Genomic DNA, 13,932 nt, shown 5'->3' on the forward strand with positions numbered 1-13,932 from the left:
GAAGGCGCCCGTCGGTCCTTCGCCGACGGGCGCCCGGAGTTGCCGTGGTACTAGAAACCGGCCCAGAGGCCGCTGCCGCCGATCATCTGCGCGCCACCACCCACATGACCCGCCGCGTCACCCGTGTACAGGTTCATGTTGTTGTACTTGTCGATCCCGGCGATGTCCCACTTGCCGTCACCGTTGAAGTCGCCGCCCATCGCCGAACGGAACCCCACCCAGTTGCCGGTGTTGCCCAGCATGTCGCTGCCACCGCTCACGTGGCCGGCGCCGTCACCGACGTACAGCTCCAGGTTGTCGTTGGCGTCGATCCCCGCGATGTCCAAACGGTTGTCACCGTTGAAGTCGCCGGCCGTGATCGTCTTGAACCCGGCCCAGGAACCGTTCGAACCGAACATCGTCGACCCACCGGAGACGTGCCCCGCACCGTCACCCTTGTAGAACTTCAACGCATTGTTCGCGTCGATCCCCACGATGTCCGGAATACCGTCACCGTCGAAATCACCGGCAGTGATGGCCTTGAACCCGGCCCACGCACCATTACCGCCGAGCATGGCCGTCCCACCGGAAACGTGCCCCGCGCCGTCACCGGTGTACAACTTCAGGCTGTCGTTCGCATCGATCCCCGCGACGTCCATCTTCCCGTCACGGTTGAAATCGCCCGCCGCGATCGCCTTGAACCCGGCCCACGCACCATTGCTGCCCAGCATCGCCGTACCACCACCCAGATGCCCCGCACCGTCACCCGGGTACACGTTCAGGTTGTTGTACGCATCGATCCCCACCACATCGAGCTTGTGGTCACCGGTGAAATCCCCGACCGCCGTACGGGCCGGCAACGGAGTGGACGACGCGGGGTACGGATCGGCATGGTCGGCGCCGAGACCTGCGGCCGGCCCACACGTGGGCCAGGCCTGCTCGGTCTGGGCGGCCAGGATCTTCTCGGCGACGAGTATCTGCTGCTGCTTGGTCGCCAGGTTGGCCTGCGGGGCGTAGGCCGTACCGCCGAAGGCGGCCCAGGTGCTGCTGATGATCTGGAGCCCGCCGTACTTGCCGTTCCCGGTGTTGAGGGACCAGTCGCTGGTGCTCTCGCACTGGGCGACCTTGTCCCAGGTGCTGACGGACGCGGCGGAGGCGGGTGACACGACCAGCGCCGAGAGCAGCGGGCCGGCCGTCAGGATCGCGGCGGCGATTGCCACCCGGGTGGTTCTGGGCATGGTGGATCGGTGCACGGGAATTTCCTCTCGGAATGCGACGAGTGGTCGAAATCGGCCAGGTCGGCTCAGAAACCGACCCAGAGGCCGCTGCCGCCGACCATCTGCGTACCGCCACCCACGTGGCCCGCCGCGTCACCCGTGTACAGGTTCATGTTGTTGTTCTTGTCGATCCCCGCGATGTCCCAGGTGCCGCCTTGGTCGAACTTGCCGCCCATCACCGAGCGGAACCCCACCCAGTTACCACCGGTGCCGTACATCGCCGACCCACCCGACACATGACCGGCGCCGTCACCGACGTACAGCATCAGATTGTTGTTCGCGTCGATCCCCGCGATGTCCAAACGGTTGTCACCGTTGAAGTCGCCGGCCGTGATCGCCTTGAACCCGGCCCACAGCCCGTTGCCCCCGAGCATGCTCGACCCACCCGAGACATGGCCGACACCATCGCCCTTGTAGAACTTCAACGCATTGTTCGCGTCGATCCCCACGATGTCCGGAATACCGTCACCGTCGAAATCACCGGCAGTGATGGCCTTGAACCCGGCCCACGCACCATTACCGCCGAGCATGGCCGTCCCACCGGAAACGTGCCCCGCGCCGTCACCGGTGTACAACTTCAGGCTGTCGTTCGCATCGATCCCCGCGACGTCCATCTTCCCGTCACGGTTGAAATCGCCCGCCGCGATCGCCTTGAACCCGGCCCACGCACCATTGCTGCCCAGCATCGCCGTACCACCACCCAGATGCCCCGCACCGTCACCCGGGTACACGTTCAGGTTGTTGTACGCATCGATCCCCACCACATCCAACTTGCCGTCACCGTTGAAGTCACCAGCCGCCGTACGAGCCGGCCGCTGAATGTCGTCGACGATGTTGTCGTAGCGGAAAGGTCGGTAATCCATACTGCTCAGCGTGCTGACGGCATAGGTGTCGGTCTTCGCAACCTTGTTGAAGTCCGGCTCGGTGTAGACCTTGGCCACGGTCTGACTGCTGTCGGTCCACCCCGCGAAAATCATCACGTGGATGTTGTAGTTGCCGCCGTCATACCGATCCAGTGCGTCACCGGGCTTGAGGTCCGCGAAGCTACCGAGCTGAGTCGACACGTTCCGGAGCGTCTGGGTGGTGAGGCTCTGGCTCAGGTGCCAGGCCATCGAGACGTACCCCGAGCAGTCCGAACGGTAGCTGCCGTTGCTGTCGACCCAGGGATTGCTGTTGCTCTGGCTGTACGGCACCTGTTCGTCGACCCAGGACTGGGCCCGGGCGAGGACCTCGGACCGGGTGATCGGCCCGTCCACGGACGAGGTTCCCACCGCGTGGGCGGCCGTCGTGGTCAAGGCCGAGGTGGCCACGGCTCCGGAGGCGGCGATGGCTGCGGCGACGGCGATCCGGACCAACTTCGAAGTGCGAGAAGGCATGGCGAAGCTCCTGACGTAGAGGGAGTGAGAATGAGGACGGGAAGCAATCACAGGGGCGGGCAGAATTCTCTTCGGCCCCGCTCTGTCGGCGACCCGCCCTGCCGACGTGAAACAGCCTCGCCTGAATTCACGTCAGCGGAAAGGCCCTCCGGCTGGACGGAATCGGCCTTGGACAGATCTGTCCTGCCACCCGGATCCGGACACGGAACCGCCCCCGGAGGACCGAGTCCTCCGGGGGCGGCGCCCCACTCCCACGTCCCCGCGTCAGACCAGGCGGCGGGCGGTGGCCCAGCGGGTGAGTTCGTGACGGTTGCTCAGCTGGAGCTTTCGCAGCACCGCCGAGACGTGGCTCTCCACCGTCTTGACCGAGATGAAGAGCTGCTTGGCGATCTCCTTGTAGGCATAGCCCCGGGCGATCAGGCGGAGCACCTCGCGCTCGCGCTGGGTGAGGCGGTCCAGGTCCTCGTCCACCGGCGGGGTGTCGGTGGCCGCGAAGGCGTCGAGCACGAAGCCGGCCAGCCGGGGCGAGAAGACAGCGTCGCCGTCGGCGATCCGGAAGATCGCGTTGACCAGGTCGGTGCCGGTGATGGTCTTGGTGACGTAGCCGCGCGCCCCGCCGCGGATCACCCCGATCACGTCCTCCGCCGCGTCCGAGACCGAGAGCGCCAGGAACCGCACCCCGGTCGGGTCCGACATCAGCGGAGCGGAGCGCCGCAGCACCTCCACCCCGCCGCCGCCGGGCAGGTGGACGTCGAGCAGCACCACGTCCGGCCGGGTCTCGGCGACGACCTGCACGGCCGACTCCACGTCGTCCGCCTCGCCGACCACGTCGATCCCGGTGATCTCGGTGCGCCCGATCTCGGCCCGCACCCCGGTGCGGAACATCCGGTGGTCGTCGACGAGCACCACCCTGGCGGTCCGCTCAGGACCGGCCGAAGTCCCCGTGGTCTCAGTCATCTGCCCTCTCCATCTCCAGCTCGACCTCGGTACCGCCGTCCGGCGCCGGCCGCACCCTCGCGGTGCCCCCGTTGCGCCTCATCCGGCCGATGATCGACTCGCGGACGCCCATCCTGTCCTCCGGCACGCTCTCCGGGTCGAAGCCGGGGCCGTGGTCGCGCACGAACACGGACACCTTCCGCCCCTCCACCTCGGCGTACACCTGGACTGCGCCCCCGCCACCGTACTTGGCCGCGTTGACCATCGCCTCCCTCGCGGCCTGCATCTGCGAGGAGATCCGCTCGTCCATCGGACAGTCGCCCACGCAGACCAGCTCCACCGGCACCCCGTGCAGGTCCTCGACCTCGGCTACCACCGAGCGGATCCGCTCGGCCAGGGTGTCCGGGGCGGCCTCGGCCACGGCCTCGGGGCGGTAGAGCCAGAGCCGCAGCTCGCGCTCCTGGGCCCGGGCCAGGCGCAGCACCTCCTTGGCGTCGTCGGCGTTGCGCTGGATCAGGGTGAGGGTGTGCAGCACCGAGTCGTGCACGTGGGCGGCGATCTCGGCCCGCTCCTGGGCCCGGATGCGGGCGGTGCGCTCGGTGCCGAGGTCCTGCCAGAGCCGCAGCGCGTACGGGCCGACCAGCACCAGCACCCCGGCCAGCACCGCGATCGCCGCCTCCACCACGGAGGCGAAGGTGGAGCCGGTGCCCTGGAGCACCAGGAAGCCCACGATCCCGGCCACCACCAGCAGCACGCCCGCGCCGACCCGGGTGTAGGCGGCCCGCCGCCTGGTGCCCTCCTCCAGGCCGAACCAGCGCTGCCAGCGCGAGTCGTCGGCCTGCCGCCACACCAGCGCCACGCCGACGCCGATGGTCAGCAGCGGCCAGACGTACGGCTTGGCCGGCTGGATGTGCAGCGCGCTGAGCAGCGCCATCAGCCCGATCACCAGCAGCAGCAGCGCCGCGATCTGCCCGAGCCCGCCACCGGCCCGCCCGCCGCTCTCCACGGCCGCGCCGTCCTCCGGAGCGGCGGCCGCGCCCTCGCCGTGGAAGGTGCGCTGGAGCAGGTCGCGCAGCCGGTCCAGGCCGTGCCGGCCCCCCTTGCGCAGCTCCCCGTAGCCGGGGCCCTCCACATCACCCTGCACGAACCGGCCGTTGACGTACCGCCAGGGCTGCCCGCCGCCCACGGCCGGCTCGCCGATGCCGATCGGCACCACGAACCAGAACGCCGCGTACAGCAGACCGCCTATCCCCTGGGCGAAGAAGAGCAGCACGAAGGCGGCCCGCACCCAGAGCACCGGCAGGCCGAGGTGCACGGCCAGGCCGTGCGCCACCCCGCCCAGCATCCGCCCGTGCGGGGTGCGGTAGAGCCTGCGGTACGGCAGGCTCGGCCGGTCGGCGGGGCCGGTCTCGGCCGACGTGCCGTCAGGTGCGGGGGGCTGGGGTTCGGTTCCGGGGGCTGCCACGCCCCGATGGTCACATGCGCGCGGGCCCGCGCGCATCAGGGTCCGCCCCCTACCTGCCTCTCAGGGTCGGTTCAGGGTCCGTACCGGGCCGCCGGAGCTTGGGCCGGGCCGGTACGGACCGTCAGGATGGAGGCATGACGGAAGACCGGACCACCGAATCGGCGGAGCACACCGCCCGACCGCCCCTCACCCGCAGCGACGAGCACCGGGTGGTGGCCGGTGTCTGCGGCGGCCTCGGGCGGCACCTGGACATCGACCCGGTGGTCTTCCGCGTCGTCACCGCGGTGCTCTGCCTCTCCGGCGGGCTCGGCCTCTTCCTGTACGGCCTGGGCTGGCTGATCGTGCCGCGCGAGCCGGCCGAGGGCCGGGCCGGGCGCACCGAGCTCCAGCGGGTGCTCACCGGGCGGGTGGACGGGCAGTCCGTCGGTGCGGTGCTGCTGACCGTGATCGGCACCGGGGTGTTCTTCTCCTCGATGGACGACGGCAGCCAGCTCCTCCCGCTGCTGCTGCTCTGCGGCCTGGTCTTCCTGGCCGTCCGGTACGACCCCGAGCGCCACCGCCGGCGCCGCAGCGGCCCGATGGCCGAGGCCTGGCAGCAGCACGTGGACTGGCCGGCCTGGAAGGAGCAGCTGGCCCGCGACTTCACGCCCGAATGGGAGGGATGGAAGGCTCACATGCACGAACAGATGCGGGCGCACCGACAGGCCCAGCAGGACCGCCCGGCGGACACCCCGCCCACCGGCCCCTCCGGCTACCTCTGGGACCCGCGCCACCCCGAGCGCAACCCGTACTCCGGCCAGACCCCGCCGCCCGGCGCCCCGGCCCAGCCCTGGTGGCAGCGGACCGACCTCCCCGAGGGCGACCCGCTGCGCAAGGCCCCGGCCGACTCGACGGCGCCGCTGCCCAAGGCCAAGGCGAAGGTGCAGCGCCACCACTCCCTCCTCGGCGGCTGGGGCCTGCTGCTGGGCGCCGGCGCCGGCACGCTGGTCTGGGGGGTGACCTCCCCGCACGGCGACGCCAAGCTCTCCACCATCCTGGCGGCGGCCCTGCTCGGGCTCGCGGTGCCGCTGCTGATCGGCGCCCGCTGGGGCCGGGCCCGGAGCCTGGTCCTGCCCGCCGTGCTGCTCACCCTCGCCCTGGCCGGCACCGCCGGGGTGCGGGACACCACCGTCGGCCAGGCCTTCGGCGACCGCTCCTGGACCCCGGTGAGCTCCGCCGAGCTGCGGCCCGAGTACCACCTGGGCGTGGGCGACCTGCGCCTGGACCTGGCCGGGCTGGCCCCGGCGGGCGCCACCCTGAGCAGCACCGTGAAGCTGGGCATCGGCGACGCCCACCTGACCGTCCCCGGGGACGTGACGGTGCACCTCAAGGTGCGCAACCCGATCGGCGACGTACGGCTGCCGGGCGACGAATCCGCCTCGGGGCTGGGCAACGACCGCGAGTACACCATCCAGCCGGTGGGCGGCCGGCCCGCCCAGGGCACCCTCGACCTCACGGTGTACGTGGGGATCGGCAACATCGATCTGGAGCAGGCGTCATGAGGAAGCACCCACTCGATCTCTTCTCCTTGATCGCGGGCGCGCTCTTCGCCGTGATCGCCGTCCTCTACCTGGTGGCCTCGCTGAACGACCGCTCGGTGAACGGGCACCTGGTCATCCCGGTCACCTTCATCACCCTGGGCGGCGCCGGCCTGGCCGCCGCAGTGGTGGCGATGGCCAGGCGCGGCCGGGACTGAGCGCTGGTCAGCTCTGCAGCGGGCCGAGGTCCAGCTTGTCGCCGTTCTTGGTCACGCTGTACCTGGGCAGCGGCTTGGTGGCCGGGCCGTTGATCACGGCGCCGGTCGCCGCGTCGAACCGGGAGCCGTGGCAGGGGCAGTAGAGCTGCCCGTCCTTGGGGGCGTCCACGGCGCAGCCGGAGTGGGTGCAGACCGAGGAGAGGCCGCAGTACTGACCGGCCTTGGGCTGCACGATGTAGACGGCGTCCCCGGAGGCCGGGTCCTTCACCTGGGCCGAGCCGCCGACCGGCACCGCCGAGGCGGCCACCGAGACCTTGGCGCCGCCCGCGGCCCCTCCGCCGGTGGAGGCGGCCGGCACCGGGGAGGGCCCGGCCGCGGTGGTCTTCTTGGTCCGGCCGAAGGTGGCCGTGAGCGAGCCGGCCAGCAGGCCGGCCCCGCCGAGCGCGACGGCCGCGATCCCGCCGTCCATCACCGAGCGGCGGCGGATGCCCTGCTCGGTGAGGCCCCGGGCCCGGTCCCGGCGGGCCCGCCGGGCCAGGTAGCCGTCCACCGAGAGGTACGGGGTGCCGGCCAGCAGCAGCGGGGTCCAGGCCATCAGGTAGGCGAGGTCGTTGCCGAGGTAGTACGGGCTGACGTTCCAGCTGACGGTGAGCCAGAGCGTGAAGCTGAGCGCCGCGCCCCCGGCGGCGGCGATCCGGCCCCAGAGACCGAACAGGGTGCCCAGGCCCACGGCCAGCTCGCCGAAGGCGATCAGCACGGCGAAGGCGGTCGGGTGGTCGAGCGCGGGCCCGAGCGCCCAGCCGACCGGGCTGTGCGCCTTGGCGGCCTTGGTCTGCGCGTAGAACGAGGCCTGGTCGGCGGCGCCGGCCAGGTAGTGCGCATCGGAGAGCTTGTCGAAGGCCGCGTAGACGAAGGTGACCCCGAGGAAGAGCCGCAGCGGCAGCATCGCGTACCGCGTGGCCGTCTCCCGCAGGGCCGCCGCCCGAGGGGCCGTCTCCCGCACGGCCGCAGGCCCGTCTTGCTCCGACTCCCGCTGACCCGCCGTCATGCCGACCCCTTTGGTTCGCGCCCTGCCATCCACTGACAGGTCTGGTCCGATTCTGCCCGTTCGGTGGCGTGATCCGTGCGCACGCCCCCACCACGGACAACCGCGCCGCCGCTCCCTCTGGTACGGGAGCGACGGCGCGGATGTTCAACGAGCGGGGAGGACTACTCCCACTCGATGGTGCCCGGGGGCTTGGAGGTGCAGTCGAGCACCACCCGGTTGACGTCCTTGACCTCGTTGGTGATCCGGGTCGAGATCTTGGCCAGCACCTCGTAGGGCAGGCGCGACCAGTCGGCCGTCATGGCGTCCTCGGAGGAGACCGGGCGCAGCACGATCGGGTGGCCGTAGGTGCGGCCGTCGCCCTGGACGCCGACGCTGCGGACGTCGGCGAGCAGCACGACCGGGCACTGCCAGATCTCGCGGTCCAGGCCGGCCTTGGTCAGCTCCTCGCGGGCGATGGCGTCGGCCTCGCGGAGCAGGTCGAGCCGCTCCTTGGTGACCTCGCCGACGATCCGGATGCCCAGGCCCGGGCCGGGGAACGGCTGGCGCTGGACGATCTCCTCCGGCAGGCCGAGCTCCTGGCCGACCATCCGGACCTCGTCCTTGAACAGCTTGCGCAGCGGCTCGACGAGCTCGAACTCGATGTCGTCGGGCAGGCCGCCCACGTTGTGGTGCGACTTGATGTTGGCGGTGCCGGTGCCGCCACCGGACTCCACCACGTCCGGGTACAGGGTGCCCTGGACCAGGAAGCCGACGGCCGGGCCCTCGTCCGCGATGATCTCGGCCTGCGCCTGCTCGAAGACGCGGATGAACTCACGGCCGATGATCTTGCGCTTGGTCTCGGGGTCGGAGACCCCGGCCAGCGCGGTGAGGAAGCGCTCCTGGGCGTCCACGACCTTGAGCTTGACGCCGGTCGCGGCCACGAAGTCCTTCTCGACCTGCTCGGTCTCGCCCTTGCGCATCAGACCGTGGTCCACGTACACGCAGGTCAGCTGGTCGCCGATGGCCCGGGCCACCAGGGCGGCCGCCACGGCCGAGTCCACGCCGCCGGAGAGGCCGCAGATGGCGCGCTTGTCGCCGACCTGCTCCTTGATCAGGGCGATCTGCTCGTCCACCACGTTGGTGGTGGTCCAGGTCGGGGCCAGGCCCGCGCCGCGGTAGAGGAAGTGCTCGAGGATCTGCTGGCCGTGCGTGGAGTGCAGCACCTCGGGGTGGTACTGGACGCCGTACAGCTTGCGCTCGTCGTTCTCGAAGGCGGCGACCGGCACCACGTCGGTGGAGGCGGTGACGGTGAAGCCCTCGGGGGCGGCGGAGCAGGCGTCGCCGTGCGACATCCAGACCGACTGCTCGGCGGGGGTGCCCTCGAACAGGGTGGAGCCGTTCTTGGTGACGTGCAGCGGGGTGCGGCCGTACTCACGGGCACCGGAGTTGTCCACGGTGCCGCCGAGGGTGATGGCCATCAGCTGGAAGCCGTAGCACATGCCGAAGACCGGGACGCCGGCCTCGAACAGCTCGCGGCCGAGGCGCGGGGCGCCCTCCTCGTAGACCGAGGACGGGCCGCCGGAGAGGATGATCGCCTTGGGGTTCTTGGCGAGCATCTCGGCCACCGGCATGGAGCTGGGCACGATCTCGCTGTAGACCCGCGCCTCACGCACCCGACGGGCGATGAGCTGGGCGTACTGGGCACCGAAGTCGACGACGAGGACGGTGTCGAGTGCGGGGTGGTCGGGGGTAACAGAGGTCACGGACGGCCTTCCGGCTGCGATTCGGGAGGTTGTCGCGCGCGGGCGGCCGTGGGGTGGCCGCCGCGGGTGACGAGGGTGGGTTCCTCCCCGAGTCTACCGGGCGGGCCGCCGCGTCCCGCTTCACCCGCATGCCCCGCGCCGGTCCCGTGACCAGGGCGCCTGCCCGCGCGTTGTGCCGGGCGGACCGGACGAGCGCGCCGCACCTCCCAGGTGCGGGCCGCGGGCGTGCGGGACACCGAAGGACCACGCGTGGATCACCAGTCCACCCGCTCGCGTGGCGCTGCCGCCTCCGGCCCTGCCGGGCGCGGCCCGCCGTGGGACCGTGCGCGGGTGCTGCGACCGGCAAGCAGGGGACAGCGGACCCGGCCGCGACTGCATCGAGAACGGGTGGTGCGGCCACGGGCCCGGGGACGCCCGGAGCTCGTGGCCGCACCACCCGCTCACTACTACTGTCCGTAGTCGACGGGTCGGCCCGCCGGTGCGCCCACGAAGTGCTCGCGCGCATGGTACGGCACCGGGCCCGGTCGAAATTGAACTGTGTCGAACTGCGTCGAATCGGTTGCACGGCACGGCTTCCGTCCCTCACGATGCTGGGTACGGGAGGTCGCCACACCCTCGACCGAGCCGCCCGAGCGAGCCCCTGGTGACAACGGTTATCACCTCACGCTCCGTGAAGGCCCCCGCCCAAGCCACTCTGACCGGACGGCGCTCATCCCCCGGCGCCGTCACCCAGCACGAGGCGCAGCCCTGACGCCGAGTGCTGTACGACAAAGGGCCCCGTTTCCCCCGGCGGGGCCCTTTGCCCTGCCCCGGCTCAGCCCTTCTCGAGGCCCTTCCCGAGCTCCTTCTCGAGCTCCTCCGTACGCGGCGGCACCTTCGGCACCGGCAGCAGCAGCTCGCCGAACGCCCCGGCGGGCACCGCCGGCCGCGCCGGGCGGACGGCCGGCACCGGCCGGTACGCCTCCTCCTGCGCGGGCCGCTGGTCCTCCTCACCCCGGTTGGGCCACATCGACATGGCCCGCTCGGCCTGGGCGGTGATGGTCAGCGAGGGGTTCACCCCGAGGTTGGCGGAGATCGCCGAACCGTCCACCACGCTGATCCCCGGGTAGCCGAACAGCCGGTGGTACGGGTCGACCACGCCGTGCTCGGCGTCGGCGGCGATCGGGCAGCCGCCGATGAAGTGGGCGGTCAGCGGGATGTCGAAGATCTCCCCGATGGTGCCGCCGGAGAAGCCGTTGATCTCGGCGGCCAGCGCGTTCGCGGCCTGCTCGGCGGCCGGGATCCAGGTCGGGTTCGGCGCGCCGTGGCCCTGGGTCGAGGTGAGCTTGCCCTTGCCCGGGCCGCCCTTCTTGAGCGAGACGGTGATCGAGTTGTCCAGCGACTGCATGACCAGCCCGATGATGGTCTTCTCCGACCAGCGGTGCTGGTTCATCGAGCGGGCGAAGATCACCGGGTGCCGGGCCGCCGTGACGGCGTACCGCAGCCAGCGCGGCCCGCGGCCCGCCCCGGGCACCTGCTGCACGCTGAGCGCCCCCATCGCGTTCGAGCCCCGGCCGTAGCGGACCGGCTCGATGTGGGTGTTGGCGTCCGGGTGGATGGAGGAGGTGATCGCCACCCCCCGGGTGAAGTCCACCCGGCGGCCGTACCGCTTGTCGGTGGTCGAGGCCCCGACGATCGCCTCGGAGTTGGTCCGGGTCAGCTCGCCCAGCTTGGCCGAGATCCCCGGCAGGTGGCCGCCGTCGCGCATCCGGTGCAGCAGGGTCTGGGTGCCGTAGGTGCCCGCCGCCACCACCACCCTGGCCGCCGTGATGGTCCGCGCGCCCGCCCCCACCCGGTCCTTGGCCCGGGAGTTGGTCCTCCGCACGTCCACCGCGAAGCCGTCACCCAGCGGGCGCAGGCGCTCCACCGTGGTGAGCGGGTGGATCTCGGCGCCGTTCTTCTCGGCCAGGAAGAGGTAGTTCTCGGTGAGCGTGTTCTTGGCCCCGTGCCGGCAGCCCGTCATGCACTCCCCGCACTCGGTGCAGGCCCGCCGGCTCGGCCCCTCCCCGCCGAAGTACGGGTCGGCCACCTCGCCGCCGGGCACGGCCTTGGCCGTGCCTCCCCCAGCCTTCGGCCGGGAGGTGCCCCCTGCGTCCTTGCCGTCCCCGAAGAACACCCCGACCGGGGCCAGGTGGAAGGTGTCGCCGACGCCCATCTGCTCGGCGGCGGCCTTCAGGTGCACGTCGCTGGGCGTCATGGTCGGGTTGGTGCGCACCCCGAGCATCCGCTGCGCCTGGTCGTAGAACGGCGCGAGCTCGCTCTCCCAGTCGGTGATGTGCTGCCACTGGCGGTCCTCGAAGAACGCCTTCGGCGGCACGTACAGGGTGTTGGCGTAGTTGAGCGAACCTCCCCCGACGCCCGCGCCGGCCAGGATCAGCACATTGGCCAGCAGGTGGATCCGCTGGATCCCGTAGAGCCCGAGCGCGGGCGCCCAGAGGTAGTTCTTGGTGTCCCAGGAGGTGCGGGGCAGCTCCGCCCGGGTGAACCGCCGCCCCGCCTCCAGGACGGCCACCCGGTACCCCTTCTCGGTCAGCCGCAGCGCCGAGACCGAACCGCCGAAGCCCGAGCCGATCACCACGACGTCATAGTCGAAGGCGTCGTCGTACTCGGGGATGTCCTCGCCTGCCATGTGCCGCTGCTCCTTCGAAAGGACCTGCTGGGACGGGCTACTTGAAGCCGATCGCCTTCATGAGCTTCAGGCTGCTGGTGAACACCGCGGCGAACTTCTCGTCCGTCAGACCCATCGAGGGCCCGATCGGCAGCAGCTTCTGGGTGGCCACGGTCTGCGCCTCGGTGTAGCGCAGGATGCCCTCGGCGCCGTGCCGGCGGCCCAGGCCCGAATCGCCCATGCCGCCCATCGGGGAGGCCACCGACCCGTACGCGGCCGCGTAGGCCTCGTTGACGTTGACCGTGCCGGTGCGCAGCTGGGCGGCGACGGCCCGGCCGCGGCGCAGGTCCTTGGTCCAGACGCTGGAGTTGAGGCCGTAGCTGGTGGCGTTGGCGGCGGCCACGGCCTCCGCCTCGGTGTCGAAGCGGTAGATCGAGACCACCGGGCCGAAGGTCTCCTCGGCGCAGACGGCCATCTCGGGGGTGACCCCGTCCAGGATGGTCGGCTCGAAGAAGAGCGGGCCCAGCTCGGGGCGGGCCTCGCCGCCGGCCAGCACGGTGGCCCCGGCCTTGACGGCCTCCGCCACGTGCCGGGTGACGACCTCCAGCTGCCGCTCGGAGACCAGCGAGCCCATCTCGGCGCCGTAGGCCAGGCCACCGCCGAGCCGCAGCGCGCTGGTGCGGGCGGCGAAGCGCTGGAGGAAGGCGTCGGCCACCGAGCGGTGCACGAAGATCCGCTCGATCGAGATGCAGAGCTGGCCGGCCGAGGAGAAGCAGGCCCGCACGGCGCCCTCGGCGGCCTTGTCCAGGTCGGCGTCGGCGAGCACCAGCAGCGCGTTCTTGCCGCCGAGCTCCAGCGAGGCGCCGACCAGGCGGGCGGCGGCCTTCTGGGCCACCTCGCGGCCGGTGCGGGTGGAGCCGGTGAAGGAGACGTAGTCGGCGCTGTCGACCACCAGCGGGCCGACCACCGGGCCGTCACCGATCACGATCTGCCAGAGGTCGGCGGGCAGCCCGGCCTCGATCAGCAGCTCGCGGGCCCAGAGCGCGGTCAGCGCGGTCTGGGTGTCGGGCTTGTTGACCACGGCGTTGCCGGCCGCGAAGGCGGGCAGCGCGTCGCCGACGGAGAGCTCCAGCGGGTAGTTCCAGGGCGAGATCTGGCCGATCACGCCCTTGGGGCGGCGGGCCTCCACCGCGTGGGTCAGCACCGGCACCGCGCCGGCCCGACGGCGGTCGCGCAGGTAGCCGGGGGCCCGGCGCCCGTAGTGGCGGGCGGCCATCGCGGCGGCCAGCACCTCCTCGAAGGCGTGCAGGCGGGCCTTGCCGGTCTCGGCCTGGATGAGGTCGAGCACCTCGTCCTGCCGCTTGAGCAGCAGGTCGTGGAAGCGGAGCAGCACGGCGGCCCGGCGGCGCAGCGGCAGCCGGGCCCACTTCGCCTGGGCCGAGCGGGCCCGGGCGTAGGCGTCGGCCACGTCCTCGGCGGTGGAGAGCGGCAGGGTGGCCAGCCGGTCACCGGTGAGCGGCGCGGTGGTGTGGGTGAGCTCGGCCTCCGGCCCGGCGGTCACCCCCTTGGCCAGGCGGGCGATCAGCGACGCCGGGACCGCCGAGGCGACGGTCCGGCCGGAACCCGGCGCGGCCGGGTTGCGCGGGGTGGTGCTGCGGTCTGCCGTGGTGTCCGTCATGACGGGCAAGCCTAGGGGCTCGGGCCGCCGTTTGGTACCCGTCGGTAAC

At 71.7% G+C, this 13,932-nt stretch carries 10 protein-coding genes and 1 pseudogene; 2 read left to right on the forward strand and 9 right to left on the reverse strand.

The window, feature by feature from the left end:
* Positions 1-50: 50 nt before the first annotated feature.
* The 4 genes from CFP65_RS40915 to CFP65_RS14675 form a co-directional block, all read right to left on the reverse strand.
* The gene (locus tag CFP65_RS40915; protein ID WP_305778254.1) at positions 51-1,199 is read right to left on the reverse strand and encodes an FG-GAP-like repeat-containing protein; all 1,149 of its coding nucleotides are present in this window, start codon (positions 1,197-1,199) and stop codon (positions 51-53) included.
* Positions 1,200-1,282: 83 nt separating this feature from the next.
* Complete coding sequence (locus CFP65_RS14665; RefSeq protein ID WP_104816521.1) at positions 1,283-2,632, reverse strand: VCBS repeat-containing protein; 1,350 nt, start codon at positions 2,630-2,632, stop codon at positions 1,283-1,285.
* A 264-nt stretch (positions 2,633-2,896) separates the two neighbouring features.
* Positions 2,897-3,589: a response regulator transcription factor gene (locus CFP65_RS14670; protein WP_104816522.1), complete on the reverse strand. Its 693-nt coding sequence runs from the start codon at positions 3,587-3,589 to the stop codon at positions 2,897-2,899.
* Positions 3,582-5,033 carry a PspC domain-containing protein gene (locus CFP65_RS14675; protein ID WP_371682416.1) on the reverse strand — a complete coding sequence of 484 codons (1,452 nt, stop codon included), beginning with the start codon at positions 5,031-5,033 and terminating at the stop codon, positions 3,582-3,584. The genes CFP65_RS14670 and CFP65_RS14675 overlap by 8 nt, the downstream gene beginning before the upstream one ends.
* Positions 5,034-5,167: 134 nt before the next feature.
* Here CFP65_RS14675 and CFP65_RS38930 point away from each other — a divergent pair, with 134 nt between their 5' ends.
* Together CFP65_RS38930 and CFP65_RS14690 are read left to right on the forward strand one after the other, a co-directional pair.
* Complete coding sequence (locus tag CFP65_RS38930) at positions 5,168-6,574, forward strand: PspC domain-containing protein (protein ID WP_158702175.1); 1,407 nt, start codon at positions 5,168-5,170, stop codon at positions 6,572-6,574.
* On the forward strand, positions 6,571-6,768 hold the full coding sequence (locus CFP65_RS14690) for a hypothetical protein (RefSeq protein ID WP_104816525.1): 198 nt from the start codon (positions 6,571-6,573) through the stop codon (positions 6,766-6,768). The genes CFP65_RS38930 and CFP65_RS14690 overlap by 4 nt, the downstream gene beginning before the upstream one ends.
* Positions 6,769-6,775: 7 nt before the next feature.
* Here CFP65_RS14690 and CFP65_RS40925 read toward each other — a convergent pair whose 3' ends face one another.
* From CFP65_RS40925 to CFP65_RS14710, 5 genes and pseudogenes are all read right to left on the reverse strand, one after another.
* Positions 6,776-7,237 carry a ubiquinol-cytochrome c reductase iron-sulfur subunit gene (locus tag CFP65_RS40925; RefSeq protein ID WP_168219679.1) on the reverse strand — a complete coding sequence of 154 codons (462 nt, stop codon included), beginning with the start codon at positions 7,235-7,237 and terminating at the stop codon, positions 6,776-6,778.
* Positions 7,238-7,285: 48 nt separating this feature from the next.
* Positions 7,286-7,714 (reverse strand): annotated as a pseudogene (locus tag CFP65_RS40930) (DoxX family membrane protein); the annotation flags it as partial.
* A gap of 263 nt (positions 7,715-7,977) precedes the next feature.
* Positions 7,978-9,558, reverse strand: coding sequence for a glutamine-hydrolyzing GMP synthase (gene guaA, locus CFP65_RS14700; protein ID WP_104816527.1), 1,581 nt, complete (start codon positions 9,556-9,558; stop codon positions 7,978-7,980).
* Positions 9,559-10,372: 814 nt separating this feature from the next.
* Positions 10,373-12,226: a GMC family oxidoreductase N-terminal domain-containing protein gene (locus tag CFP65_RS14705; protein WP_104816528.1), complete on the reverse strand. Its 1,854-nt coding sequence runs from the start codon at positions 12,224-12,226 to the stop codon at positions 10,373-10,375.
* A gap of 37 nt (positions 12,227-12,263) precedes the next feature.
* On the reverse strand, positions 12,264-13,883 hold the full coding sequence (locus CFP65_RS14710) for a succinic semialdehyde dehydrogenase (RefSeq protein WP_104816529.1): 1,620 nt from the start codon (positions 13,881-13,883) through the stop codon (positions 12,264-12,266).
* Between the last annotated feature and the right edge of the window lie 49 nt (positions 13,884-13,932).

The sequence above is a fragment of the Kitasatospora sp. MMS16-BH015 genome, assembly GCF_002943525.1.
Taxonomy (GTDB): Bacteria; Actinomycetota; Actinomycetes; order Streptomycetales; family Streptomycetaceae; genus Kitasatospora.